General features: G+C 70.5%; 25 protein-coding genes. 7 read left to right on the forward strand and 18 right to left on the reverse strand.

What is annotated here, in order from left to right:
- Positions 1-32: 32 nt before the first annotated feature.
- The 9 genes from fabG to xanC all read right to left on the reverse strand — a co-directional run bounded on the left by fabG (position 33) and on the right by xanC (position 7435).
- The gene (gene fabG / locus GGR71_RS19725) at positions 33-770 is read right to left on the reverse strand and encodes a 3-oxoacyl-ACP reductase FabG (protein WP_160958306.1); all 738 of its coding nucleotides are present in this window, start codon (positions 768-770) and stop codon (positions 33-35) included.
- A 155-nt stretch (positions 771-925) separates the two neighbouring features.
- Entirely contained in the window at positions 926-1372 is a 447-nt protein-coding gene (locus tag GGR71_RS19730) for a phosphotransferase (protein WP_160958309.1), read from the reverse strand.
- Positions 1362-3719 (reverse strand): MMPL family transporter, encoded by a 2358-nt coding sequence (locus GGR71_RS19735; protein WP_160958312.1) that lies wholly within the window; start codon positions 3717-3719, stop codon positions 1362-1364. The genes GGR71_RS19730 and GGR71_RS19735 overlap by 11 nt, the downstream gene beginning before the upstream one ends.
- Before the next feature lie 97 nt (positions 3720-3816).
- A complete protein-coding gene (locus GGR71_RS19740; RefSeq protein WP_304951786.1) occupies positions 3817-4464 on the reverse strand; it encodes a LolA-related protein in 648 nt (215 codons plus the stop codon).
- Positions 4388-5362, reverse strand: a complete 975-nt coding sequence (locus GGR71_RS19745; protein ID WP_160958314.1) for an LpxL/LpxP family acyltransferase — start codon at positions 5360-5362, stop codon at positions 4388-4390. Before GGR71_RS19745 ends, GGR71_RS19740 begins: the two co-directional genes overlap by 77 nt.
- Complete coding sequence (locus GGR71_RS19750) at positions 5359-5646, reverse strand: dehydratase (RefSeq protein ID WP_048491109.1); 288 nt, start codon at positions 5644-5646, stop codon at positions 5359-5361. The genes GGR71_RS19745 and GGR71_RS19750 overlap by 4 nt, the downstream gene beginning before the upstream one ends.
- Before the next feature lie 9 nt (positions 5647-5655).
- Complete coding sequence (locus tag GGR71_RS19755) at positions 5656-6405, reverse strand: lysophospholipid acyltransferase family protein (protein ID WP_184452255.1); 750 nt, start codon at positions 6403-6405, stop codon at positions 5656-5658.
- Positions 6406-6459: 54 nt separating this feature from the next.
- Positions 6460-7191 (reverse strand): COG4648 family protein, encoded by a 732-nt coding sequence (locus tag GGR71_RS19760; protein ID WP_160958319.1) that lies wholly within the window; start codon positions 7189-7191, stop codon positions 6460-6462.
- The gene (gene xanC, locus GGR71_RS19765) at positions 7166-7435 is read right to left on the reverse strand and encodes a xanthomonadin biosynthesis acyl carrier protein XanC (protein ID WP_003470209.1); all 270 of its coding nucleotides are present in this window, start codon (positions 7433-7435) and stop codon (positions 7166-7168) included. The genes GGR71_RS19760 and xanC overlap by 26 nt, the downstream gene beginning before the upstream one ends.
- A gap of 131 nt (positions 7436-7566) precedes the next feature.
- Here xanC and GGR71_RS19770 point away from each other — a divergent pair, with 131 nt between their 5' ends.
- Together GGR71_RS19770 and GGR71_RS19775 are read left to right on the forward strand one after the other, a co-directional pair.
- Positions 7567-8925, forward strand: coding sequence for an FAD-dependent oxidoreductase (locus GGR71_RS19770; protein ID WP_184452251.1), 1359 nt, complete (start codon positions 7567-7569; stop codon positions 8923-8925).
- Positions 8922-9938 carry a chorismate transformation enzyme, FkbO/Hyg5 family gene (locus GGR71_RS19775; protein WP_160958321.1) on the forward strand — a complete coding sequence of 339 codons (1017 nt, stop codon included), beginning with the start codon at positions 8922-8924 and terminating at the stop codon, positions 9936-9938. The genes GGR71_RS19770 and GGR71_RS19775 overlap by 4 nt, the downstream gene beginning before the upstream one ends.
- 197 nt (positions 9939-10135) lie before the next feature.
- Here GGR71_RS19775 and GGR71_RS19780 read toward each other — a convergent pair whose 3' ends face one another.
- The 4 genes from GGR71_RS19780 to GGR71_RS19795 form a co-directional block, all read right to left on the reverse strand.
- Positions 10136-11500, reverse strand: a complete 1365-nt coding sequence (locus tag GGR71_RS19780) for an AMP-binding protein (RefSeq protein ID WP_160958324.1) — start codon at positions 11498-11500, stop codon at positions 10136-10138.
- A gap of 106 nt (positions 11501-11606) precedes the next feature.
- Positions 11607-12623 carry a cytochrome d ubiquinol oxidase subunit II gene (cydB, locus tag GGR71_RS19785; RefSeq protein WP_160958326.1) on the reverse strand — a complete coding sequence of 339 codons (1017 nt, stop codon included), beginning with the start codon at positions 12621-12623 and terminating at the stop codon, positions 11607-11609.
- Positions 12623-14026: a cytochrome ubiquinol oxidase subunit I gene (locus tag GGR71_RS19790; RefSeq protein WP_160958329.1), complete on the reverse strand. Its 1404-nt coding sequence runs from the start codon at positions 14024-14026 to the stop codon at positions 12623-12625. Before GGR71_RS19790 ends, cydB begins: the two co-directional genes overlap by 1 nt.
- A 198-nt stretch (positions 14027-14224) precedes the next feature.
- A complete protein-coding gene (locus GGR71_RS19795; protein ID WP_184452253.1) occupies positions 14225-14605 on the reverse strand; it encodes a hypothetical protein in 381 nt (126 codons plus the stop codon).
- 434 nt (positions 14606-15039) lie between these two features.
- Here GGR71_RS19795 and GGR71_RS19800 point away from each other — a divergent pair, with 434 nt between their 5' ends.
- From GGR71_RS19800 to GGR71_RS19815, 4 genes are all read left to right on the forward strand, one after another.
- On the forward strand, positions 15040-17424 hold the full coding sequence (locus GGR71_RS19800) for a S9 family peptidase (protein WP_160958334.1): 2385 nt from the start codon (positions 15040-15042) through the stop codon (positions 17422-17424).
- A gap of 524 nt (positions 17425-17948) precedes the next feature.
- Positions 17949-18509 carry a hypothetical protein gene (locus GGR71_RS19805; protein WP_160958336.1) on the forward strand — a complete coding sequence of 187 codons (561 nt, stop codon included), beginning with the start codon at positions 17949-17951 and terminating at the stop codon, positions 18507-18509.
- A gap of 75 nt (positions 18510-18584) precedes the next feature.
- A complete protein-coding gene (gene hemF / locus GGR71_RS19810) occupies positions 18585-19484 on the forward strand; it encodes an oxygen-dependent coproporphyrinogen oxidase (protein WP_017910342.1) in 900 nt (299 codons plus the stop codon).
- Positions 19481-19747 carry a DUF2164 domain-containing protein gene (locus tag GGR71_RS19815; protein WP_160958339.1) on the forward strand — a complete coding sequence of 89 codons (267 nt, stop codon included), beginning with the start codon at positions 19481-19483 and terminating at the stop codon, positions 19745-19747. The genes hemF and GGR71_RS19815 overlap by 4 nt, the downstream gene beginning before the upstream one ends.
- Positions 19748-19979: 232 nt before the next feature.
- Here the strand turns inward: GGR71_RS19815 and GGR71_RS19820 are convergent, their stop codons facing one another.
- A complete protein-coding gene (locus tag GGR71_RS19820) occupies positions 19980-20204 on the reverse strand; it encodes a hypothetical protein (protein ID WP_160958341.1) in 225 nt (74 codons plus the stop codon).
- Positions 20205-20268: 64 nt separating this feature from the next.
- Positions 20269-23040, reverse strand: coding sequence for a DNA polymerase I (gene polA, locus GGR71_RS19825; RefSeq protein ID WP_160958344.1), 2772 nt, complete (start codon positions 23038-23040; stop codon positions 20269-20271).
- A gap of 399 nt (positions 23041-23439) precedes the next feature.
- On the opposite strand from polA, the gene GGR71_RS19830 reads away from it, so the two are divergent.
- Positions 23440-23733, forward strand: a complete 294-nt coding sequence (locus tag GGR71_RS19830; protein ID WP_017910345.1) for a DUF2782 domain-containing protein — start codon at positions 23440-23442, stop codon at positions 23731-23733.
- Between the two features lie 154 nt (positions 23734-23887).
- On the opposite strand, the gene GGR71_RS19835 is transcribed toward GGR71_RS19830, so the two are convergent.
- The 3 genes from GGR71_RS19835 to GGR71_RS19845 all read right to left on the reverse strand — a co-directional run bounded on the left by GGR71_RS19835 (position 23888) and on the right by GGR71_RS19845 (position 25971).
- A complete protein-coding gene (locus GGR71_RS19835) occupies positions 23888-24277 on the reverse strand; it encodes a hypothetical protein (protein ID WP_160958347.1) in 390 nt (129 codons plus the stop codon).
- Between the two features lie 602 nt (positions 24278-24879).
- A complete protein-coding gene (locus GGR71_RS19840) occupies positions 24880-25326 on the reverse strand; it encodes a universal stress protein (protein ID WP_048491167.1) in 447 nt (148 codons plus the stop codon).
- Positions 25327-25410: 84 nt separating this feature from the next.
- Complete coding sequence (locus tag GGR71_RS19845; protein ID WP_160958350.1) at positions 25411-25971, reverse strand: sugar O-acetyltransferase; 561 nt, start codon at positions 25969-25971, stop codon at positions 25411-25413.
- Positions 25972-26107 lie beyond the last annotated feature (136 nt).

Consider the following 26107-nt stretch of genomic DNA (forward strand, 5'->3'; position numbering starts at 1 on the left):
GCGGCGCGACGCTCGCGTGGTCGTCTGTGCGGTCAGCCCATGCCGCCGTTGATGCCGATGACCTGGCCGTTGATGTAGGCGGCTGCGTCCGAGCACAGGAAGGCGACCAGCGCGGCCACTTCCTCCGGCTTGCCCGGGCGCCCGGCGGGGACCATCTGCTTGATCGTCTCCGGCGGGAACGCGCTCTCGGCCATCGCGCCCTGGATCACGCCCGGTGCGACCACGTTGACGCTGATCCCGCGGCTGGCCATTTCCCGCGCCAGCGACATGCTGGCGCCGTGCAGCGCGGCCTTGGCCGCGGCGTAGTTGGTCTGCCCGCGGTTGCCCAGCACCGCCGCCACCGAGGACACGCTGACGATGCGGCCCCAGCGGGTACGCGCCATCGGCAGCAGCAGCGGCTGGGTGACGTGGAAGAAGCCGTGCAGCGACACGTCGATGACGGCGTGCCACTGCGCCGCGCTCATGCCCGCCATCGGCGCGTCGTCGTGGATGCCGGCGTTGTTGACCAGCACCTGGATCGGGCCGCGCTCCAGCAGCGTCGCCAGTGCCTGCGCACTGGCCTGCGCGTCGGCCACATCGAACGCCACCGCCTCGGCGCTGCCGCCGGCGGCGACGATCGCCTCCACCACCGCCGCGGCCCGCGCGACGTTGGCATTGGCATGCACGATCACGTGCAGGCCCTGCGCGGCCAGGGCGTGGCAGATCGCGCCACCGAGATCGCCACTGCCGCCGGTGACCAGGGCGCGGCGCGGGGAAGCGGGCTGGGACATCGGCAGTTCCTCGGGCGGAATGGAAGCGGGGCCGCCATCCTAGCGATTCACGGGCGCGACGCCAGCCTGCTCACTCCTGTGGGAGCGGCTTCAGCCGCGACAGGCGCTGTCGGTCAAGCGTCGCGGCTGAAGCCGCTCTACAGAGGCGCCGGGCGCTATGCCGCGCGCAGCATCACCGTCGCGCGGCCCTCGGCCAGCAGTTGTCCGGCATGGGTGATGCGGAAGGCGTACTGCTGGCTGTCCTCGGCCTGCAGCAGCACCTCGGCCTCGCCGTCGATCGGCCCGGCTAGGTCCTGCAGTTCGCTGACGTGCAACTGCACCCCGCGCAGCGCCACCAGCATGCCCGGCCGCACCGGCGTGCCGGCGGCGCGGCCGAGCAGGCCGCCGTGCACCGCCATCGCCTGCGCGCCGTACTCGCACAGGTGCAGCGCGTGCAGGCGTTCGCCGCTGCGCAACGGATGCGCACCACTGCGATGCGCGACGCTGCGCAACACCACGCGCTGCGCGTCCCAGGCCACTACCTCTTCCCACAGGCACATCAGGCCCTGGTGCGGCACCAGCGCGGCGATCGCATCTCGTCCGTGGAATGGCTCAGTGTGCATGGCGGCTCTCCTGGGCGTCGCTGGCGGTCTCGCGCGAAATCAGCAGCGCCAGCACGAAATTGAACAGCACGCCCAACGCTACGGTGCTGCCGATCGCGCGCAGCACCGGGATGCTGGAGGCGGCCAGCAGCGCGAACACCAACAGCGTCATCAGGCTGCACACGATCAGCGCATGCAGGGTGCGCAACTGGTCGGCGCGGTCGTCGCCGGCGTGATCGAAGAACAACGCGTAGTCCAGGCCCAGGCCGGCGGCCAGGATCAGCGCGATCAGGTGGAACAGGTTCAGCTCGACCCCGCAGCCGCGCAGGATCGCCAGGATCAGCAGCGTGGTCAGCGCCATCGGCAGCAGCACGCGCACGATCCGCCGCGGCGTGCGCAGGGCGATCGCCACGGTCAGCGCCAGCAGCACCGCGGCCACGCCCAGCGCGGCAAGCACGCGGCCGCGGTAGGCGGCGACCAGCGACTCGGAGGCTTCCTTCAGGTCCAGCAGTTGCGCGCCGCTGCCCTGCACCGCGCGCGCCAGTTGCGCCGGATCGCGCAGCCCGGTCAGCGACACCAGCGCGGTGGTGCGATCCGGACGCTCCAGCAGCAGCCCGCCGACGGGGGTCGCCAGCGGCGTGCCGTGCAGCGCGCGCGCGGTCAGCAGCGGCGCGGTGCGCGCGACCTGCAGGTCGGCCAGGAACGGCGCGAAGGCGTCGGCGCGGAACGGCGTGGCGGCGACCGCGGCGGCGGTGATCGCCTGCGCCTGCGCCGGATCGGGCAAGGCGGCCTGGCGCCGGCGTTGGGTGGCGGCGCTGGGCAGGTAGCGCGCGGCCATGTCGTAGCCGGCCAGCTCGCCCTGTGCCACCAGCGCGTCCAGGCGCGGGCGCAGGCGTTCGGATGCGGCCAGCGCCGCATCGGCGGAGGCGGCCGGCAGCGCCAGCACGTAGCGCACGTCGGGCGCGCCCAGTTCCTGGCGCAGGTGCGCGTCGCGGGCCAGGCCCTCGGCCGGCACCGGGGTCAGCTTGGACAGGTCGTTCTGCCAGAACGGCCCCGGCGCGAACACGATGACGACGACCGCCAGCAGGGCCAGCGGCAGCAGCGACCAGCGCGGCCGCGGCAGCCGCGCGATGCCGCGCCACAGCCGCTCCAGCATCGGCGAGTCGGCATGGTCGCGCGGCGAGGGATCGATCAGCGCCGGCAGCAGCAGGCGCGTGGTCAGCGCTGCCACCAACAGGCCGGCGATGGTGAACACCGCCAGCTGGCGCAGGCCGTCCACACCGGAGAACAGGAAGGTGACGTAGGCGATGCAGGTGGAGACCACGCCGGTGGCCAGGGTCGGCCACAGATGGCGCGCGTTCTCGCGCGGATCCAGGCCCGGGCGCTGGTGGCTGAACAGGTGGATCGGATAGTCCTGGACCACGCCGATCAGGGTGAAACCGAACGCCACGGTGATGCCGTGCACGCCATCGAACAGCAAGGCCACCGCGCCCAGCCCGGCCAGGCCGGCGCTGGCCAGCGGCAGCACGCCCAGCACCGGAATCTTCCAGCTGCGGTATGCCACCAGCAACAGCACGATCAGCCCTACCGTATCCAGGGTGCCGATCCACTGCGCCTCGTTCTGGGTGCGTCCGCCGATCTCCACCGAGAACGCGCCCGGCCCGGTCAGGGTCAGCTTGCTGGTACTGCCGGCCGTGACCTTGGCGAAGGCAGCATGGATCGCATCCACCGCGCGCTGCTGGCCGGTGGGGTCGAAGCCGGCGGCACGGGTCTGCGCCACCAGCAGCGCGTCCTTGCCGATGCGGTCGAACCAGACGCCCTCGCGCTGCTGCGGGCCGCCAGCCGGCTGCAGGCTCTCGGCCAGGTGCAGCACCTCCAGGGTCGGATCGCGCGGCAGCAGCGGCTCCACCATCGCCGCCGCCGGCGAGCCCAAGTCCTGCAGCCGCGCCTGCAGCGCATCGCGCAGGGTCGGCGCATCCAGCGGCGTGGCGTCGAAGCTGTCGCTGAGCAGGTAGCGGTACGGCAGCAGGCGCGGCGGGATCGCATCCAGGCCGGCATCGGCACCATTGGCGACCAGCTCGAACACCTCGCGCTGCGCGGCCAGTTCGGCGCGCATTGCCTGCGACTGTCGCGCCAGCGTGGCCGGATCGGCCCCGGACAGCGACATCAGCAGCAGCCGCGAGCCGGGGCCTTCGCCGAGTTCGTCGAGCAGGAGTTTTTGCGCGGGGGTCTGCGCCTCCGGCATGAACTTGCGCAAATCCCCCGACACCTGCAGCGCGTTGCCCAGCCAGATGCCGGCCACGGTCAGCAGCGCCAGCCACAGCAGCGCCAGCGAGATGCGCATCTTCGAACTGAGGGCACGCGTCATCGCCGCGCCCCCATGCCGGCCTGCACCGAGCGGTCAGCCGCCGCACGCGCAGCCGTCGGGCCGGCAGCACGCTGCCGGCGGGCGCCTCGTGCGGGGATCACGCCGCGTCGCCGTGGCACAGCGCGGTCAGCGCAGCGCCGTCGGCGAGGGCGCCGGCGGCCTGCGCGGCACCGGCCAGCAGGGTGCGCTGAACGTCGCCCTTGGCCGGGGTGGTCTCGATGCAGCGCAGTTCGGCGCCACGGCCGTACAGGCGCAGGCTGCGCACGTGCGCGGCCACGGCCGGATCCTTGGGCTGCAGCTCCAGTTGCCAGCGCTCGCGGGTACCGGTGCTGCTGATGGTGTACTGCTGCTGCAGCAGTGCGCGGTCGCCGGACAGCAACGCGCCGAACCCGCTCTGCAGGCCGGCCAGTTCCGGCACGCGCGTCAGCGAGAAGCGCCGCGGCGGCTTGCCGTCGCGCTCCAGCGTAGCTTCGCCGCCGCGCAGGGTGGTGGTCTCGTGGTACGGCGCGGTGACCTCGCGCACCAGGGTCTGCGCGTCCGGACGGCGGTACTCGCCCTGCACCCGCAACGGCGTCTTCAACAGCGCCGAGCCGCGCAGCTCGACGAAGGCGGTGCTGACCGGCGCCGGCCGCGCCAGTTTCTGCAGGATCCAGTCGGCGTCCGGCGCCTCAGGCGATGCGGCGCTCAGCGGTGCGGCGCTGCACAGCAGTATCAGCATCCACGGCAAGGTGCGGCGCATCGGCATGGCGGTTGTTCCAGAAGTCGTAGAAGTTGAACCAGTTGTAGGGCGCGGAGCGGGTGTAATGCTCCAGCCTGGCGGCGTAATCGCGGATGAGCGCGGCCAGCACCGGCGCACGCTGCCGGCGCGGCAGGTCCAGGCCTTCGCTGAAGGTCTCGAACACCAGCTCGTAGCGGTTGCCGCCGCGGTACAGGCCGAACGCCAGCACCACCGGCACCTTCAGCGCGGCGGCGATCAGCCACGGCGAGGTCGGGAACAGCGCGCCCTGGCCGATGAACGCAGCCGGCAGCGCCGGGTCCTCCGGGCGCGGCCGGTCCACCAGCAGTGCGACCAGCGCGCCCTCGTCGGTGGCCTGCTTGATCGCCATGACGATCGAGGTGCTGTCCATGCCGGCGTCGATGATGTTGGCGGCCAGCTGCGGGTTCAGCGCGCCCAGCAGTTCGGTCATCGCCGGGTTGTGCGCCTTGTCCAGCACCACCTTGACCTGCACGTCCGGGCGCTCGGTGGCCAGCACTCGCAGCGCATCGAAGCTGCCCAGGTGCGAGCCGAAGATCAGCACGCCGCGGCCGCGGTCCATCTGCGTGTGCAACTGGTCCAGGCCCTGGATCTGCACCCGGAACCGGTGCATCTGCCCGCACAGCATGAACACCCGGTCGAGGATGGTCGCGGCGAAGGTGTGGATGTGCCGCGCCACCTCCAGCAGGGTGGCCGGACGGTCGAACACGCGGCTCAGGTAGTGCCGCGAATCGCGCCGCTCCGGGCCGCGTACCAGCAGGAAGTACAGGGTGATCGGATACAGCAGCAGGCGCCCGACGGCGCGGCCGCCGTAGCGCGCGATGCCGCGGATCAGCCACAGGGCGAAGCGGCCGCCGCCTTCCGGCCGGTGCTTCCAGCCGGCACTCACGGCGCCGCCTCGGCGTTCAGTTCGCCGCTGACCAGCAGGTCCTCGCCGCGCAGCACGCGGAAGCGCCAGCGCGGCGCGGCGCCGTCCAGTTCCACCCGCGCCGGCTGGCCGGGCAGCAGCGGCTGCAGGAACTTCACCTGCGGCAGGCGCAGCGGCGCGCGCGCGCCATGCGCCGCCTCGACGGCCTGCAGCACGTGGTCCAGCACCACGACGCCGGGGACGACCGGGCGGCCCGGGAAGTGGCCGGGCAGGCTGGGATGATCATGCGGGACGACGAAATGCATACGGGCGACTCATATCCTGGGTTCGAGCATGGCACGGACGGCCTGGTGCGCGCGCTGCGTCACTTCCTGGCGATTCAGCGGGCCGTCCTCGCCGTTCACCTGGATCGGCGTGCCGATCCGCACCCGGATGACGCCGGGCCGGACCCGGAACAGGCTGGTCGGCGGCAGCACCTTGCCCGCCCCGTCCAGCGCCACCGGCACCACATCCACTCCCGCGTCGATCGCGGCCTGCAGCAGCCCGGCCTTGAACTCGGCCAGCGCGCCGCTGCGGCTGCGGGTGCCTTCCGGGAACAGGCACAGGTCCTGGCCACGGCGCAGCAGCGCCGCCGCCTCGCGGCGCATCATCGCCCCGGCACGGCGGCTGTCGCGGTCCAGGAACAGCATGCCGGTCGCGCGCGCATACCAGTTCACGAACGGCACCTTCAGCATCTCGTCCTTGAGCAGGAAGCGCAGCGGCACCGGCAGCGCCATGAACAGCGCGCAGATGTCGATGATCGACTGGTGGTTGCTGACGAACAGGTGATTGCGCGACCAGTCCACCCGCTCCTGGCCCTCCACCTGCAGCCGCGCCCCGGCGCCGAACAACAGCACCGGCGCCCAGAAGCGCGCGCCCATGCGCAGCGGCAGGCGCGGCCCGGTCAGCCGCAGCAGGACCAGCGCGACGACGATGCCCAGCGCGGTGAGCGCCAGGGTGAACAGCAACTGCAGGGCGTTCCACACGGCCCAGGCCATGCGCGAGGGCATCCCTGCCTGCGGCAATTTGGTGTTTTCCTTGATGATCTGCACGACCTTGCGTCCCCTGCACTGCGCGCGTCAGCGCAACAGATCCCGCCAAAAAACCGGCCCCAGCCGCGCCAGCTGGCGCAGGAAGTCGGGCAGATTACGGTAGGGACGCTGCGGAAACCAGCGCCCGCGCAGCAGATACTCGCCGACGAAGAAGCCGCCGATGACGCCGTAGCCCAGCAGGTTGGCGAACAACGAGGCGCGCGCGTCGCTGATCGGCAGCGGCGCGGCCAGGCCCAGTTGCGCCAGCACCCCGCTGGGCTGGGCGCACAGCGCCAGCACCAGGTTGAGCAGGGTCAGCCCCACCAGCAACAGGGTCCAGGCCAGGGTCAGGCGGCGGGTATAGCGCAACTGCTCCGGGGTGATCGGCATGCCGGCCTGCCGGTACAGGGCCTCGACGATGCGGGTGATCAGCGGCGTGCGCCCGCGCTGCAAGCTGCGCCCGAAGAACCAGGCCACCCAGGCGGTGAACAGCACCGGCGGCGCGGCCAGCAGCAGCAGCGCGTGCGGCGAGCGCCACAGCGGCAGCAGCGCCGCCGTCGCGGCGATGGCCAGCACCCAGGCCCAGGGCCGCCAGCGCGCCATCGGCTCCACCAGCACCATCAGCACCAGCGCCGCGCCGGCCAGCACCGCCAGGTCCGGGCGGTGCGCGGCGTTGGCCCAGTGCGCCAGCGGCGAGTAGGCCAGCGCCAGCAGCACGCCCAGGGCCAGCGCCCAGGGCGCGGCGTCGGCCGGCTCAGCTGGTCTTGTTGGCTTCGACATGCGCCGACAGCGCGCGCAGCGAGGCGAAGATACGGCGGTTCTCGTCGTTGTCCGAGCGCAGCTGGAAGCCGTAGCGCTTGCTGATCGCCAGCGCCAGTTCCAGGGCGTCGATCGAGTCCAGCCCCAGGCCGGTATTGAACAGCGGCGCCTCCGGATCGATATCGCCGGGCTGGACGTCTTCCAGGTTCAGGCTCTCGACCAGCAGCTCGGCCAGTTCACGTTCGGCGGCGGTTTGCGAAGACATCCAGGGGCTTCCAGGCGAAAGGACGGGTGCGACAAGATGGTGCATCGGGCGCTGCGGCGCAACCATCGGCCCGCGAACAGCACGCTATCATGCCGTTTCGCCCCGCCGTTGCGCCCGCAGGTTCCTTCAGGATGACGTCCCCCGCTGTTGCTTCCCCTCCCCCCACCGCCAGCGCCGCCGCGGCAGACACGCCCGACGTGCTGGTGATCGGCGGGGGGCCGGCCGGCTGCGCGGCGGCGATCGTCCTGGCGCAACGCGGCTGGCGGGTGACCGTGCTGGAAAAGGACCACCACCCGCGCTTCCACATCGGCGAATCGCTGCTGCCGATGAACATGCCGATCCTGCAGCGGTTGGGCGTGCTCGAGCAGGTGCGGGCGATCGGCGTGCTCAAGCTCGGCGCCGACTTCCCCAACGACGTCGGCGGCTACAACACCTTCCGTTTCGCGCATGCGCTGGGCGCGCAGTCCGACTTCGCGCTGCAGGTGCCGCGCGCCGACTTCGACCGGGTGCTGTTCGCGCATGCGCGCGCGGTCGGCGCCGACGTGCACGAGGGCGTGCGGGTCGAGGCGGTGCAGCTGGATGGCGACACGCCGACGGTGCAGGCGCGCAGCGCCGATGGCGTGCGCCACTACCGGCCGCGCTACCTGATCGACGCCAGCGGCCGCGACACCTTCCTCGGCAACAAACTCAAGCTCAAGCGCGCCAACCCGCGGCACCAGTCGGCGGCGCTGTTCAGCCATTTCCGCGGCGTGGCGCGGCGCCCGGGCGAGGATGCCGGCAACATCAGCATCTACCGCCACGCGCACGGCTGGATGTGGCTGATCCCGCTGCCGGACGACGTGATGAGCGTGGGCGCGGTGTGCGACCCGGAGTACATGAAGACCCGCCAGGGCTGCGACAGCGAGACGTTCCTGCTGCGCACGCTGGCGCTGAATCCGGACGTGGTGGCGCGCATGGCCGGCGCGCAGCGCGTGGCGCCGGTGCATGCCACCGGCAACTACGCCTACGAATGCACGCGCATGAGCGGGCCGCGCTGGCTGATGCTCGGCGACGCCTACGCCTTCGTCGACCCGATGTTCTCCTCGGGCGTGTACCTGGCCATGCACAGCGCCGAGCGCGGCGCGGCCATGGTCGATGCGGCGCTGCGCGACCCGGCCAGCGAGGCGCGGCTGCAGCGGCGCCTGGAGCGGCACCTGCGCGGCGGCCTGGACGAATTCAAGTGGTTCATCTACCGCTTCACCTCGCCGACCATGCGCGAGCTGTTCGCGCAGCCGCGCAACGTGCTGCAGGTGGAACAGGCAGTGGTGGCGATGCTCGCCGGCGACGTCTTCGACAACCGCGCGGTACTGCGCCGCCTGCGCGTGTTCCGCGCCATCTATGCGCTGTCCGCGGTGGCGATGCTGCCGCGGGCGTGGCGCGCCTGGCGCCACCGCCGCCGCCAGGCCCGCGAACAGTTCCACGGCGACACCTTGCACGGAGACGCACCATGAGCCGCCCGCACCTGCAGTTCCCGCACCACACGCAGGGCCATCCACAGTTGCAGGTGGACTACGTCGCCGAGACCGATCCCGGCCAGGTGCTGGGCGAGGACCGCGTGCTGGCGGTGTTCGGCTTCGGCGAAACCGCGCCCTACCACGACGACCCGCGCTACCTGCGCGTGCCGCTGCAGCCGCACGGCCCGCGCATGCTCGAGGTGTGGCGTACCGACGCGCCGGTGCACAGCGGCCGCGACGGCGCCATCGCCTGGGCCAGCGATGGCCGCCTGCAGTTCGGCGTGATCGAGATCGACGAACGCCAGGTCGACCTGGACATCGAGGAGGCCGCCGCGCTCGCCTACGCGCAGATCACCGCCTTCGTCGCCGGTAGCGCCACCCCGCGCCTGCTGCGCATCTGGAACTACCTCGACGCGATCACCCTGGGCAGCGGCGACCGCGAACGCTACCGGCGCTTCTGCGTCGGCCGCGCGCGCGGGCTGGGCGATTTCGACGCCACCCAGCTGCCCGCGGCGACCGCGGTCGGCCGCTGCGACGACGCGCGAGTGATGCAGATCTACTGGCTGGCCGCCGCGCAGGCCGGCACCCCGCTGGAGAACCCGCGCCAGGTCAGCGCCTACCGCTACCCGCGCCAGTACGGCCCGCAACCGCCGAGCTTCGCCCGCGCCATGCTGCCGCCGGCCGGCAGCGACATGCCGCTGCTGCTGTCCGGCACCGCCAGCGTGGTCGGCCATGCCTCCATGCACCAGGGGCAGTTGCTGGCGCAGCTGGAGGAAACCTTCGCCAACTTCGACGCCCTGCTGGCGGCCGCGCGCGAACACGCCCCGGACCTGCCGCCGCAGTTCGGCGACGGCACCCGCCTGAAGGTCTACGTGCGCGAAACCGCCGACCTGCCGCTGGTCGCCGCCGCCCTCGACGCGCGCTTCGGCGACCGTGTGCCGCGCCTGCTGCTGCACGCAGTGATCTGTCGCGACGAACTGGCGGTGGAGATCGACGGGGTGCATGGCTGAGGCAGCGCGTCGGCGCATGCCACTTCCCATGTTGTCGTAGGAGCGGCTTCAGCCGCGACGGGCGTTATCGGTAACGTCGTCGCGGCTGAAGCCGCTCCTACGAGGTCAGGACATGTCCTGCTGAACCGCGGCAACAACCCGTGACGATGTCCGTCGCCGCGATCGGCCATGGCGAACACAGAACGGCGACCGCTCCGTCAGTCCTCGCGCCCCGCCGCCAGCAAGGCCAGCATGCGATCGCGCGGCAGCTTGCCGGTCTCGTTGCGCGGCAGGGCGTCGAGCAGGCGCAGGCGGCGCGGCAGGAACACCGGGTCCAGCTCGCGGCGCAGCGCGGCCAGGATCGCGACTTCGTCCAGGGTCGGCGCCACCACCACCGCGGCGATGCGGCCGACCGCCTGCCCAGGTTCCGGTTCAAGCTGCAGCATCGCGCCATCGACCACGCCCGGCAGGGCCAGCAGGCGTCGGGTGAGATCGGCCAGCGAGGCGCGCTTGCCGGCGATCTCCAGCAGGTCGGCCTGGCGTCCGCGTACCTGGAAACGGCCGTCGGCGTCCACCTCCATCAGGTCGGCCAGCAGCACCGGCTGCGGCAGGTGCGGCGCGTGCACCAGGGTGCCGTCCGGCTGCGGCGCCACGCGCACGCCCGGTAGCGGCGTCCACGGTACTTCCTGCGCGGTGCGACGGCTGGCGAATACGCAGGTTTCGGTGGAGCCGAACATCTCGCGAACTTCGCCACCGAAGCGCGCCTCGGCGGCGGCGGCCAGTTCCTGCGCCAGCGGCGCGGTGGCCGAGACGATGCCGGCCAGCGGCGGCAGGGCGACGCCGGATTCGACCAGCGCGCGCAGATGCACCGGCGTGGTCACCAGCAGCCGCGGCGCCGGCAACTGCGCCAGCGCGCGCGCCACGTCCTCGGGAAAGAACGGGCGGCCGGCGTGCACCGCCAGCGGCGTCACCAGCGGCAGCAGGATCGACAGCTCCATGCCGTACATGTGCTGCGGCGGTACCGTCGCCACTACCTGCGGCACCGCCGTGTCCGGCCACAGGCCGACCAGCGCCAGCAGGTCCTGGCGGGTGCTGGTGAGGAAGCTGCCCCAGGTCTTGGGATTGGGCTTGGGCGCGCCGGTGCTGCCGGAAGTGAAACCGATCGCCACCAGCGCGTCGTCGGCCAGCTGCGGCATCGGCCCGTCCAGCGACGGCAGCGCGTCCGGCACCTGCCAGTAGCGCGGCGGCGGCTCGGCCAGCGCCAGGTCGCCCAGGCAGTAGCAGTCGGCATGGGTGCGCTGCACCTCGGCCACCACCGCCGGCGCGCGCGAGGACGGCAGCAGCGAGGTCTGCCCGCGCAGCGCCACCGCGCAGAACGCGACCATGAAGCGGTAGCGGTCCTCGCACAGGTTCAGCGCATGCCGCCCGGCCGGCAACACCGCGGCCAGGCCGCGCACGTGGCAAAGGAAGGTGGCCAGGTCGATGTGCTCGCCGTTGGCGAAGGCCAGCGGACGCCGCGCGTCGCCGACGGCGAGCGGGTGCAGCAGGGGCGAAGCGGGAATGTCGGAGGAAACGGCGGACATGCGGGGCGGCGGCTCGGCGGGCGATGACCCGCACGGCGCGGGAAGCCGGTAGCTTGGCCGCCACCGCCGCCGCTGGCAAGCCGGCCGCCCGCCGCCGCGGCTGCCGTCAATGGTGGTAGCCGGTGTCGGCGGTGATCTTGCCGCGGAACACCCGGTACGACCAGGCGGTATAACCCAGGATCACCGGCAGCAACACCGCCAGCCCGACCAGCACGAACCCCTGCGAGGACGGCGGCGAGGCCGCCTCCCAGATGGTCAGCCCGGGCGGCACGATGTTCGGCCAGATGCCCAGCACCAGGCCGAAGAACCCGAGCACGAAGAAGCACAGGGTCAGCACGAACGGGCGCGCATCGCGGCCCTGCGCCATCGCCGCACGCCACAGCGCCACCGCGTTGACCAGCACCAGCAGCGGCACCGGCGACAGCCACCAGAAGTTCCCGTCATGGAACCAGCGCGCCATGATCCGCGAGTCCAGGAACGGCAGCCAGGCGCTGACCAAGCCCATGAACACCACCACCACCAGTACCAGCGGCCGGGTCAGGGTGCGGGCGATATGCTGCATCGCGCCCTCGGTCTTGAGGATCAGCCAGCTGCCGCCGAGCAACGCGTAGCCGAACACCACCGCCGCGCCGGTGAGCATCGAGAACGGGCTGAACCAGCCCAGCACCCCGCCCAGGTACTTGCCGTCCTGCAGCGGCATGCCCTCCACCAGCGCGCCCAGGATCACCCCCTGCCAGAACGCCGCGCACAGCGAGCCCAGCGCGAACGCCCAGCCCCACAGGTACTTGGAACTGCGCGCCTTGAAGCGGAACTCGAAGGCTACGCCGCGGAACACCAGCGCGATCAGCATCATCAGCACCGGCAGGTACAGCGCCGACAGCACGATCGCATAGGCCTTCGGGAACGCCGCCAGCAGGCCGGCGCCACCGAGCACCAGCCAGGTCTCGTTGCCGTCCCAGATCGGCGCGGCGGTGTTCATCATCAGGTCGAGCTGGTCCTCGTCCTCGGCGAACGGCGCCAGGATGCCCAGGCCGAGCACGAAGCCGTCCAGCAGCACGTACATCAGCACGCCGAAGCCGATCACGCCGAACCAGATCACCGGCAATACGGTCGCCATGTCCATCAGCGGGTCTCCTCGATGTCGTCGTCGGCCGCCGACAGCGGCCGCGCCGGGGTCTTGTCACCCTCCTGCACGCGCGGCGCCGGCTCGTGCGGCAGCGGCCCATGGCGCAGCATGCGCAGGATGTACCAACTGCCGAAGCCGAACACCAGCGCGTAGGCGAGCACGTACACGCTCAGCGAGATCCACACCATCGCCGGGCTGACCGTCGGGCTGACCGCATCGCGGGTATGCAGCAAGCCGTAGATCACGTACGGCTGGCGCCCGATCTCGGTGACGAACCAGCCGGCGACCAGCGCTACGAACCCGGCCGGCAGCATCGCATTCCACGCCAGGTGCAGCGCGCGCCGGCGCAGCAATGTGCCGCGCCACCAGAAGAACAGCGACACCAGCGCCAGCAGCAGCATCGCCATGCCCAGCCCGACCATCACCCGGAACGCGTAGAACACCGGCTTCACCGGCGGCCGCTCGTCCGCCGGCACTGAGGTCAGCGGGGTGATCTCGCCATCCAGCGTGTGGGTCAGGATCAGGCTGCCCAGGCGCGGGATGGCGACTTCGTAGTCGTTGCGCTCCGCCGCCTCGTTGGGTACCGCGAACACCACCAGCGGCACGCCCTGCCCCGGCGCCTCGCCGTGCCAGTGCCCTTCCATCGCCGCCACCTTGATCGGCTGGTGCTCGAGCGTGTTCAGGCCATGCTCATCGCCGGCGGCGATCTGCAGCGGCAGCGCGATCGCGGCGAAGGCCACCGCCAGCTTGAGCATGCGCCCGGCCGCGTCCAGGTGCTCGCCGCGGCGCAGGTACCAGCCGCTGACGCCGCCGATCACGAAACACGTGGTGATGAACGCGGCCAGCACCATGTGCGTGAGCCGGTACGGGAACGATGGGTTGAAGATCACCTCGCGCCAGTTGGCCGGATGGAACACGCCCTCGACCACCGCATAGCCAGCCGGCGTCTGCAGCCAGCTGTTGGCCGAGAGGATCCAGAAGGTGGAGATCAGCGTGCCGATGGCGACCAGACAGGTGGAGAGGAAGTGCAGCTTTTCCGGCACCTTGTGCCAGCCGAACAGCATCACCCCGAGGAACGAGGCCTCCAGGAAGAACGCGGTCAGCACCTCGTAGCTGAGCAGCGGGCCGAGGATGTTGCCGGCGCGTTCGCTGAGTACCGCCCAGTTGGTGCCGAACTGGAAACTCATCACGATGCCGCTGACCACGCCCATGCCGAACGACACGGCGAAGATCTTCAGCCAGAAGAAGTACAGATCGCGCCACACCGTGTCGCGGGTGCGCAGCCAGCGCCACTCCAGGAACGCTAGCCAGCTCGACAAGCCGATGGTGAAGGCCGGGAACAGCACGTGGAAACTGATGACGAATCCGAACTGGATGCGTGACAGCAGCAGGGCGTCCATGAGTAGCGCCTGAGGCAGCGGAAACGATGCCTATTGTTGGTGCGGCGCGGCGAAATGGGATGTGACGGTTTGTCGCAGCGGCGTCCGTTACCGGGACGTCTGCATCTGCGTCGCAGCGCGCGCGTGCCGGACATCATCGGGCGCCACGGCCCGAGGTCGCTTCAGGCAGCGCCATCAATGCTCGTGCTCCAACCAGCCTCAAAAGAAAGAACTGACGATATTCACCACAGGAATCGACAGAAGTACCGACACGGTCCAAAGGAGGAAGCGCTTTTGGTCGGCTCGCAGGGCATCCAGGCGCGCACTACCCGTCGATCCCGCACTGAACAACCAGTTGATTCCGCGGAAGTCGTTGATGCCTTGCCCCTTCAGGAACGGCACATGGGTGAGGTGAGCTTCGAGCGCCGGATTCTCCTGCGCGATCGCGCGCGACAACCGCATCCGGCGCTGGATGCCAAGTACAGCCAGGTTGCACAGCGCCAGCGCGGTATAGACGCCGGACACCATGCCTGGACGCGCCAGATGCAGGACAAGCATCGCGGCGACGCCAACCAGCATGGCCAGCCAGATGATCCACAACAATCGCGTTCTCAACGTGCCCCCATGACGACGGTGCATCGAGGCTGACAGCCGAACGGCTGCAACACGTCGAAGCTGCCCTGCATGTCTCGCATCATGATCTTCACCACGCGCCGTGCCAAGGCGTCTCGGGAGATGTCTGTCCCGCCTAAGCGCGACCAGGCGTCTCTTCATGCGCAGCCTGCGTCGCCAGCGGGGTATGAGGGGGGGATGAGGTCGCAACAGCGATCATGGCGGGGTGTTCGACAGCAGGAACGGCAGGCTCATTCCGCACCATCATCGGCCACTCTGAATTGGCACCGCCGTCGCGGGACCGGGGTGCACGGCAGCAGGTCGATCGTGTGGGCGCGCACAGCCCGCCCATGACCAACGGCGCAATCGCCGCCGCCCTGGCGGCTGCTACGCTTGCGGTTTGCCGTTCCCCGGAACTCCAGATGCGTCGTCTCGCCCTGAGCGCTGTTGTGTTGCTGTCCCTGTCCTGCCTGCCGCCGCTGGCCGCGGCCCAGGATGCCGCCACCCCGCTGACCATCGAGCAGGCCATGGCCGATCCGGACTGGATCGGGCCGCCGGTCGAGGACGCCTGGTGGGCCTGGGACGGGCACCAGGTGCAGTACCAGCTCAAGCGTAATGGCAGCCCGGTGCGCGACACCTATCGTCAGGGCGTCGACGGCGGCGCTGCGCAGCGGGTCGAAGACGCCCAGCGCAGCACCCTGGACGCGGCCAACCCGGTCTACGACGCACGCCGCCAGCGCATGCTGTTCGTGCGCAACGGCGACGTGTTCCTGCGCGACCTGCGCAGTGGCGCGCTGACCCAGCTGACCCGCAGCAACCAGGCCGCCGCACGGCCCCAGTTCACCACCGATGGCGGCGCGCTGTGGCGGGTCGGCAACGACTGGTACCGCTGGAGCCCCGGCGGTGGCGTGCAGCAGGCCGCGGTGCTCAAGGCCGAGCGCGATCCCGACGCCGCGCCCAAACCGGACGTGCTGCGCGACCAGCAGCTGCGCACCCTGGAAACCCTGGCCCGCGACCGCGCGCAGCGCGAGCTGCTGCGCCAGCAGGAGCAGGCCTGGCGCCGCGCCGACAGCAGCCGCGCGCCGGCGCCGGTGTACCTGGGCGACGACGTGGTGGTCGACGACAGCGCGCTGTCGCCGGACGGCCGCCACCTGCTGGTGGTGACCCACGCCAAGGGCGCCGAGGAAGGCCGCGACAGCAAGATGCCGCGCTACGTGACCGAATCCGGCTACGCCGAGTTCCAGGAAGCGCGCACCCTGGTCGGGCGCAATTCGCCGGTGGCGCAGACCCTGTGGCTGGTCGATGCGGTGGCCGGCAGCGCGCGCAAGCTCGACCTGTCGGTACTGCCCGGCATCGGCACCGATCCGCTGGCGGCGCTGCGCAAGGCCGCCAAGCAGGAGCCGCTGCAGGGCCCGCGCGCGGTGCGCGTGGAAACCGACGGCGACGGCAGCGGCGCTTCGATGCACTGGAGCGAGGACGGCCGCAACGTCGCCGTGCTGCTGCGCGCGGTGGACAACAAGGACCGCTGGATCGCCAGCGTCGACCTGGACAAGGCGGTGCTGCAGCCGCGCCACCGCCTGACCGATCCGGCCTGGATCAACTGGAGCTTCAACGATTTCGGCTGGATGCCGGACAACCAGACGCTGTGGCTGCTGTCCGAGCAGTCCGGCTATTCGCACCTGTACACCCAGCGCGGCACCGAAAAGCCGCGCCAGCGCACCTCCGGCAAGTGGGAAGTGTCCGCGCCGGTGGTCAGCGCCGACGGCCAGGGCTTCCTGTTCCTGTGCAACCGCAAGTGGCCTGGCGACTACGAGGTGTGCAAGCTCGACCTGCGCAACGACCGCGTCGCCGAGCTGACGTCGCTGGATGGCGTGGAAGACTTCGCGCTGTCGCCGGACGGCCAGCAACTGCTGGTGCACTACTCCGGCCCCTACCTGCCGCCGCAACTGGCGGTGCTGCCGGCCGCCGGCGGCAACGCGCGCGTGCTCACCGACACCCGCAGCGCCGCGTTCAAGGCACGCCAGTGGGTGCAGCCGCAATTCGTGCAGGTGCCGTCCAAGCACGGCGCCGGTGCCGTCTGGGGCAAGTACTACGGCCCGGCGCAGCCGGAGCCGGGCAAGCGCTATCCGGTGGTGATGTTCGTGCACGGCGCCGGCTACCTGCAGAACGTGTCGGCGCGCTACACCCCGTACTTCCGCGAGCAGATGTTCCACAACCTGCTGGTGCAGAAGGGCTACATCGTGCTGGACCTGGACTACCGCGCCAGCGCCGGCTACGGCCGCGACTGGCGCACCGCGATCTACCGCGACATGGGCCATCCGGAACTGGAGGACTACCTGGACGGCCTGGACTGGCTGGTCGACAGCAAGCAGGGCGACCGCAGCCGCGCCGGCATCTACGGCGGGTCCTACGGCGGCTTCATGACCTACATGGCGCTGTTCCGCAGCCCCGGCACGTTCAAGGCTGGCGCCGCGCTGCGCCCGGTGGCCGACTGGAGCCAGTACAACCACGAGTACACCTCCAACATCCTCAACACCCCGGACCTGGACCCGGAGGCCTACCGCACCTCCTCGCCGATCGAATACGCCAGCGGGCTGCGCGACCACCTGCTGATCGCCCACGGCATGGTCGACGACAACGTGTTCTTCAAGGACTCGGTGGACATGACCCAGAAGCTGATCGAGCTGCACAAGGACAACTGGGAGATCGCGCCGTACCCGCTGGAGAAGCACGGCTTCACCCGCGCCGATTCCTGGCTGGACGAGTACAAGCGCATCCTCAAGCTGTTCGAGCGCGAGCTGCGCTGAGCCAGCCGCTCGCCGGGGCGCCTGCCGTCGACATGCGGCAGGCGCCGGGGAGCCGCCGCGCGGCGCCCGCAGGCCCCCGCCAACCACCGGCGTCCGCCACGCATCGCGTCATTCCGTAGGGGGTCAACTGCCATGCAGCCGCGACGCGCGACGTGGTGAGCCTTCCGATGGCGCACTGCGTCGGACTGAAGTCCCTCCCACAGTGCATACGGCGGACTCGCCGCAAGCCCCTGTGGGAGCGACTTCAGTCGCGACGAGGCTTTCCCGGTCAGGCCCGTCGCGGCCGAAGCCGCTTCTGCGCGAGCGCCTGCATCCAGGCAGTCCGGACGCGGACGGCATCGGCACGACCTTGGCGTCGCCCCGCTCCTGGCGACACCGCATCGGCCGCGCCCTGAACAGAGGCCGCGCACCGACAGAGCCCCCTCGCGCACCACCCGGCTTGCGCCCTGGTCCGTCGTCCCTATCCTTGCCGGACGGCCGCCGGTGCGACAACGCCAGCGCCGCCCGTCTCGAAGGATCGCCGAATGCCGCCCCCGCCCCTCCCCGTGACCGCCGCACGTAACCAGACCATCGATGCGATGGCCAAGCTCTCGCTGCTGATTGGGGTGCTGTCGCTGCTGTATTCGCTGGGCCAGGCGCTGCTGCTGATGATGCTGCCGGACGGGGCGATCGAGGGCGTGCTGCGCGAGGCCGGCCTTTCGTTGCCGCCGCTGCTGCAATGGTGCGTGGCCCATGCGCTGGCGCTGTCCTGGCTGTCGGCGCTGCTTTCCGCGGGCCTGTGCGCGGCGGCGTGGGCGCTGCTGCAGCGGCGCGACTGGGGGCGGCGGGCCTTCATCGTGTTCCTGGTGGTCACCGCCGCGGCCAACTTCGCGGTGCTGCCGCTGCTGTGGCAACTGCTCGACCTGCTGCAGGCTTGGGCGCCGCAGCACGCCTTCGACCCGCAACAGCTCCAGCACGACCTGGCCCTGGGCCGGATCACCCTCATGGTCAGCGGCGCGCTGACCGCGCTGGTCTTCGCCGGCCTGCACGGCTGGCTGGTCTACCAGCTGTGCCGCCCCGCGCTGCGCGCCGAGTTCCGTCGCTGACGCACATCCACCGGCCAGCACAGTCCGCGCAGCCCGCCGCAGACGCCTGACACAGCCAGCTTCTAGAATGGCGGCATGCATACCTTCGACCGCGTTCGCGACTATCTCACTGGCCTGCAAGACCGCATCTGCGCGGCGGTCGAGGCCGCCGACGGCCAGGCCCGTTTCGCCGAAGACCTTTGGCAGCGCGCGGAGGGCGGCGGCGGCCGCACCCGCATCCTGCGTGACGGCGCGCTGTTCGAGCAGGCCGGCATCGGCTTCTCCGACGTCGCCGGCACCCGCCTGCCGCCCTCGGCCAGCGCCAACCGCCCGGAACTGGCCGGCGCCTCGTGGCGCGCGGTCGGCGTGTCGCTGGTGTTCCACCCGCTCAGCCCGTACATCCCCACCACCCATGCCAACGTGCGCTACTTCGAGGCGCAGCGCGATGGCGCCACCGTGGCCTGGTGGTTCGGCGGCGGCTTCGACCTGACCCCGTACTACCCCTTCGACGAGGACGCCCGCCACTGGCACCAGACCGCGCACGACCTGTGCGCGCCATTCGGCGAAGACCGCTATCCGGCGCACAAGCGCTGGTGCGACGAGTACTTCTTCCTCAAGCACCGCAACGAGACCCGCGGCGTCGGCGGCCTGTTCTTCGACGACCTGCATGCCGATTTCGAGCGCGACTTCGCCTACCAGCGCGCGGTCGGCGACGGCTTCCTCGACGCCTACCTGCCGATCGTGGAACGCCGCCGCGGCCTGCCCTGGGGCGAGCGCGAGCGCGAGTTCCAGCTGTACCGGCGCGGCCGCTACGTCGAATTCAACCTGGTCTACGACCGCGGCACCCTGTTCGGCCTGCAGAGCGGTGGCCGCAGCGAGAGCATCCTGATGAGCCTGCCGCCGCGGGTGCGCTGGGAGTACGGCTTCCAGCCCGAACCGGGCAGCGCCGAGGCGCGCCTGGCCGAGTACCTGGTGCCGCGCGAATGGCTGGCATGAGCGCGCCGGCGCGCACCGCCGTGCTCGGCCGCGAGGACAAGCGCGCCATCGCTGAACAACTGCAGGCCTACCTGCGCACCGAGCTGCAGCAGCAGGTCGGTGCGTTCGAGGCCGAATTCCTGCTCGAGTTCGTTGCCGAGCGCATCGGCCCGCACTATTACAACCGCGGCCTGGACGACGCCCGCGCGCTGCTGGCCGCGCAGTTGGACACGCTGGACGACGCGCTGTACCAACTGCAACAGCCCACCGACGCGCGCCGCTGAACGCGCCAGCGCACGTCGCTGGCGCCACGTCCCAAAAAGCTGCGGGCATAAAAAAGCCCCGCGGACCAGGGGGAGGTCGGCGGGGCCAGGGAACGGAGACTTGGGGAGGAGTCGCCGTTCCTGGATCTGCTCCAGGGGATGGGAGGAGATCCGCGACAGGTATTGCGCCTGTCGAGGGATATAAGAACATTTCCCACCTTGCTCGTTCGTGAAGATTTAAGTTAAAAATTTGTCAGATTAAGGACGGATTCATTCCCGAAAATCGGCTCCAAATAAACCGCGTCAAAATTCCGTTCAACCGCTGCAGCGCCGCATCCTGCAGGGTGTGACGCCAGTTGGAATTCCAGCGCTTCCAGCGCGCGATCGGGTCCAAAAACAGCGCGAATGGCAAGCAAAAATCACTGGCGGGATAATCTGTCCGAAAACCAGATTCAATCCGCATCGGGCAGATACGCACGCTGTCTACGCAAGACACCGCAAGGTCAAGCCGGGTCCTGGATCCATGTCCAGGACCCGGGCGCTCAATGCGCCTCGTCCCAGTTGTCGCCCACGCCGCTGTCCACCACCAGCGGCACCTTCAGCTCCGCCGCGGCGGACATGCGCCGGGTCACTTCCGGCAGCAGCGTGTCGACGAAGTCGGCATCGGCTTCGAACACCAGTTCGTCGTGCACCTGCAGGATCATCAACGCGCGGTCGCGGTGGTCCTGCAGCCAGGCGTCCACGCCGACCATGGCGCGCTTGATGATGTCGGCGGCGGTGCCCTGCATCGGCGCATTGATCGCGGCACGCTCTGCACCGGCGCGCAGACCCTGCTGGCGGGCGTTGATGTCGTTGAGATACAGGCGACGGCCGAACAGGGTCTCCACGTAGCCCTGGGTGCGCGCCTGCTCGCGCATGCGCTCCATGAAGTCGCGCACGCCAGGGTAGCGGCTGAAGTACAGCGCCACGTAGTCCTGGGCCTCGCCGCGGCCGATGCCCAAGTTGCGGGCCAGGCCGAACGCGCTCATGCCGTACATCAGGCCGAAGTTGATCGCCTTGGCGGCACGGCGCTCGTTGCCGGTGACCTCCTCCAGCTTGCGCCCGAACACCTCGGCGGCGGTGGCGCGGTGCACGTCCACGCCACTGCCGAAGGCGCGCAGCAGGCCCGGATCCTCGGACAGGTGGGCCATGATCCGCAGCTCGATCTGCGAATAGTCGCAGGCGATCAACTTGCGTCCCGGCGGGGCGACGAAGGCGCGGCGGATGCGGCGGCCATCGTCGGTGCGGATCGGGATGTTCTGCAGGTTCGGATCGGAGGAGGACAGCCGCCCGGTGGCGGCGCCGGCCTGGTGGTAGCTGGTGTGCACGCGGCCGGTGTCGGGGTTGACCATCTCCGGCAGCTTGTCGGTGTAGGTGCTGCGCAGCTTGGTCAGGCCGCGGTACTCCAGGATCACCCGCGGCAGCTCGTGCTGATCGGCGATCGCCTCCAGCGCCTCCTCGTTGGTGCTGGGCTGGCCCTTGGGCGTCTTCAGCACCGCCGGCAGCTTGAGTTCGTCGAACAGCACCGCCTGCAGCTGCTTGGGCGAATCCATGTTGAAGCTGCGCCCGGCCAGCGCGGTGGCCTTCTGCTGCGCGGCCAGCATGCGCTGGCTCAGGTCCTGGCTCTGCTTGCGCAGCTCGGCGATGTCCACGCACACGCCGTTGGCCTCGACCCGCGCCAGCACCGGCACCAGCGGCATCTCGATCTCGCGGTAGACCCGCGCCAGCGCCGGCTCGGCGTCCAACTGCGCCGACAGGGTGCGGTGCAGGCGCAGGGTGATGTCGGCGTCCTCGGCGGCGTAGCGGGTGGCATCGTCGATGGCCACCTGCGAGAAGGCGATCTGCTTGGCCCCCTTGCCGGCCACGTCCTCGTACTTGAGCGTGTCGTAGCCCAGGTAGCGCCTGGCCAGCGAGTCCATGTCGTGGCGGCTGGCGGTGGAATTGAGCACGAAGCTCTCCAGCATGGTGTCGTCGGCATAGCCGCGCACCTCCACGCCGTGGCGGCGCAGCACGTGCAGGTCGTACTTGCCGTGCTGGCCGACCTTGGCCTTGGCCGGGTCTTCCAGCAGCGGCTTGAGCAGCGCCAGCGCCAGCGCGCGATCCAGTTGCACCGGCGCGCCCGGGTAGTCGTGGCCCAGCGGCAGGTAGTCGGCGCGGCCCGGCTCGGTGGCGAAGCTGAGGCCGACCAGGTTGGCGCGCATGGCGTCCAGCGCGTCGGTCTCGGTATCGAAGGCGAAGCCATCGGCGGCGCGCAGGCGCACCAGCAGTTCCTCGAACGCCTCGGGTGTGGTCACCGCGGTGTAGTCGCCCTTGGCGGCCAGTGTCGGATCCAGCGCCGTATCGGCGGCCGGCGCCGCGGCCCGGGCATAGCCGGCAGCGGTGCCGCGCAGGCTGGGCGTGGCCTCGCTGGCGGCTTCCGGCGCGGCCACGCCGCCATCCAGGTCGCGCAGCGCCTGGGTGAAGCCGTAACGCTGGTACAGGCCACGCAACTGCTCCGGCTCCTGTTCGCGCAGGCCCAGGGTGCGCGGCCCGCCGGCCAGCGCCACGTCGGTCTTGATGGTGACCAGTTCGCGGTTCAGCGGCAGCCGCTCCAGCGCCGCGCGCAGGTTGTCGCCGATCTTGCCCTTGATGCTGTCGGCGTGGGCGATCACCCCGTCCAGCGAGCCGTATTCGGCCAGCCACTTGGCGGCGGTCTTGGGGCCGCACTTCTCCACCCCGGGCACGTTGTCGATGGCATCGCCCATCAGCGCCAGCAGGTCGACGATCTGGTGCGGCCAGACCCCGAACTTCTCCATCACCGCCGCGTCCGAATCCATGCGGCTGCCGCTCATGGTGTTGACCAGCTGCACGCCGGGGCGCACCAGCTGGGCGAAATCCTTGTCGCCGGTGGAGATGGTGACGTCCAGGCCGTCGCCGGCGCCCTGCAGGGCCAGGGTGCCGATCACGTCGTCGGCCTCGACCCCGTCCTGGCGCAGGATGGTGATGCCCAGCGCATGCACGATCTGGCACATCGGCTCGACCTGCGCGCGCAGTTCGTCGGGCATCGGCGGCCGATTGGCCTTGTACAGCGGGTACAGGTCGTCGCGGAAGGTCTTGCCCGGCGCATCGACCACGAAGGCCACGTACTCGGGGCGCTCCTTGAGGGTGGCGCGCAACATGTTGACCACGCCGAACAGCGCGCCGGTGGGCTCGCCGGCGGCATTGGTCAGCGGCGGAAGCGCGTGGAACGCGCGATACAGGTAACTGGACCCGTCGATCAGGACTAATCGGCTCATCGGCCAATTCTACGCTGCGGCGTGTTCGCGGCCCCGAAATGAGTACCGCCCCAGGGCAGCGGTGCACGGCGGTTAGCCCCTCTCCCACCGGGAGAGGGGTTGGGGTGAGGGTACGGCGCAGAGCGACGCGCCGACTTGGTCCACGACGCTGCGCCCGTACCCTCATCCGCCCCTGCGGGGCACCTTCTCCCGAGGGGAGAAGGGAACGGCACTAGCCCCTCTCCTACCGGGAGAGGGGTTGGGGTGAGGGTGAGGGCCGGTGCGCAGCGACACGCTGACGACGCCTTCTGTTTCCTGAAAGCACGCGGCGCAAGCCCCCGGGCGGGCGCCGCCTTCGCGCCCTGCGGGCACCGACGCGGCGCATAATCGGTGGCGACAACGTCCGTGGAGAACACCGCAATGAAAGCCCTGATCCTGGTTCCGCTGTTGCTGCTGGCGGGCTGTGCCTCCACCGGCCTTGGCCCGGACGGCGCGCCGATGGACGTGCGCGGCGCGGAAACCACCCAGCGCAAGATGGACAACGGCGACACCGTCGACGAGTACCGGGTGGGCGGCCAGCTGCGCATGGTCAAGGTGACGCCGGCACGCGGCCCGGCCTACTACCTGTACGACCGCAACGGCGACGGCCACATGGAGGTGGACGGCAGCAAGGACAACGTCTCGCCGGTGTATTGGAAGCTCTACAGCTGGTGACGCATGCCAAGCGCGCTGCGGAACGGCAGCGCGCTTGGCATGCGTGCGCATCCGACAAACGACCGGATGACAGCCGCACACGTCGCAAGCCCGCCGACAGCCCAAACCCGGCGCGGCCAGGCGTATGCGCTGGCCGCAGCCCAACAGCCGCCTCCTAGACGTCGGCGAAGGCCGGAATCGCCGGAAACCCGGCCGGTGCGGTCGCGGTGCCGGCGGTCTTGGCGCCGTTGTGGTACCACAGGTAGTACGGATAGATGCTGGCCGGCGGGTTCAGGCCCAGGCCCTGATCGGCCGAGTAGGACCCGTTGTTCGCGGTCACCTTGACCAGCACCGGCAGCGCCTGCTTCTTGAAGGTGGCATCGCAGACGGCGCAGGGAAACGCATCCTGCACGATCAGGTACGGGCCCGCGGCGGCCTTCTTGCCGAGCGCGTTGTAGACGCCGATCTCCGAGTGCTGCTGCTTGCCCTGGCCGGTGATCTGGCCTTCGGCGCCGAGCTTCCACTTGCCGCCATTGACGTAATAGCCTTCGGTGTTGATGGTCATGCGCGTTCTCCTCAGTCAGTGGGTGATGAGCGCCGGCGGCGCCACGCCGCTCCATGCGCTGTCGTCCGCCGCCTCCGCGGGCGCATGGCAAGGCGCCGCACTTCCCTACGAACGCGCGCGGATCCAGGCCTGTGAACGGCTGCGGCAGCACGGGCGGGAACAGCGTCGCCGCGCGCGGCGTGGCGGGCCATCGGCCCAAGCCTGATCCTGATGGGAGCGCACGATGACACGCGCTCGCAGGTAACCCGGTCCACAGAAGACGCGCTACGGCGCCAGTGCGCTACGCCATGGCCGGGACGCATGCGATCGGCGGTCCCTGGCAGCAGCATGATGCGCGGCAGAGGCACCGCGATAGGTGCTCGGTGACGACAGCGGGTGCGGAGCGGCGGAAACCATGCGTGGGCCGCCTGCGCATTGCAGCCCGGCGGCCTGCATCAAGCCGCGAGGCGTCATTCGTGATGGACGTCGCCGGCCTGGCCAACGACCGCCTGATCGCGATGGACGGTGTGCGTCGCCGCCGCAGCACGCCGCATCGGCAACCGCCAGGCAGGCCTCGGACCTTCCAGTGCCCGCGCCGACGCCGGCGCGGGCCGATCGACACCTCAGCGGATCACCAGCACCGGCACCTGGCTGTTGGCGAGCACTTCCGCGGTCTGGCTGCCGAGCAACACCCGGCTCATGCCGCGGCGGCCGTGCGAGGTCATCACGATCAGCTCGCTGTTGCAGGCCACGGCCATGTCGATGATGCCCTCGGCGGCGTAACGGTCGAGCACGTGGCGGCCGTGCGCGGTCACCCCGGTGGCCGCGGCGGCGGCCAGCGCCGGCGCCAGGATCTTCTGCGCGCCGGCTTCGCGGTCCTGGCGGTACTCGGGGCTGGCCTCGTAGCCCACGCTCCAGCCCATCGCGTCGTACATGCCCATTGCCCACGGCTCCGACACGGTGACGATATCCACCTCGGCGCCGAGCGTGGCGGCCAGCGCCAACCCCTGCTGCAAGCCCTTGGCGGACAACTCGGAACCATCGATGGCGATCAGGATGCGCTGGTACATGGGATGCTCCGCTGACGCCGCGCGCGGCGGCTGGAACAGCATTGCACACCCGATGCGCGGCGCCTGCCTTGACCCGGATCAAATTCAGGCGCTGTGCGGCTTCAGTGACCGTGCCGGATTGCCGCCCACGCGCGCGCCGGCCGGCACGTCGCGGGTGACCACACTGCCGGCGCCGATCACCGCGTCGTCGCCGATGGTCACGCCCGGCAGCACGATCGCGCCGCCGCCGATCCAGACGTTGCGCCCGATCGTCACCGGCCGCCCCAGCTCCAGCCCCTCGGCGCGTTGCGTGGCATCGCGCGGATGATCGGCGGCATAGAGTTGCACTGCCGGCCCGATCTGGGTGCCGGCGCCGATGCGCACCGGCGCCACGTCCAGAATCACGCAGTTGAAGTTGAGGAACACGTCCTCGTCGAGGTGGATGTTGTAGCCGTAGTCGCAATGGAACGGCGGCCGCACCACCGCACCGCGACCCACCGAACCGAGTCCTTCGACCAGCAGCGCGTGCCGCTGCGCCGGCGGTTCGGCCAGCGCCGCGTTGTAGCGCAGCATCCAGGCACTGGCCGCGTCCTGCTCGGCCTGCAGCTGCGCATCGCTGGGACGATAGGCCTCGCCCGCCAGCATCTTGTCTTTCTCGCTTCGCATCCTGCCCTCCCAGGCATCGGTCGACCGGAATGATCGCATCGCACTGCGTAACAGCGCGCAAGCGGCGGATGCGCCGCCGTCATGACCTGCAGGCCACGCCGCATTCACCATCCAGCAACGCACACGAAGCCGATCA

The organism is Xanthomonas sp. F1 (assembly GCF_014199855.1).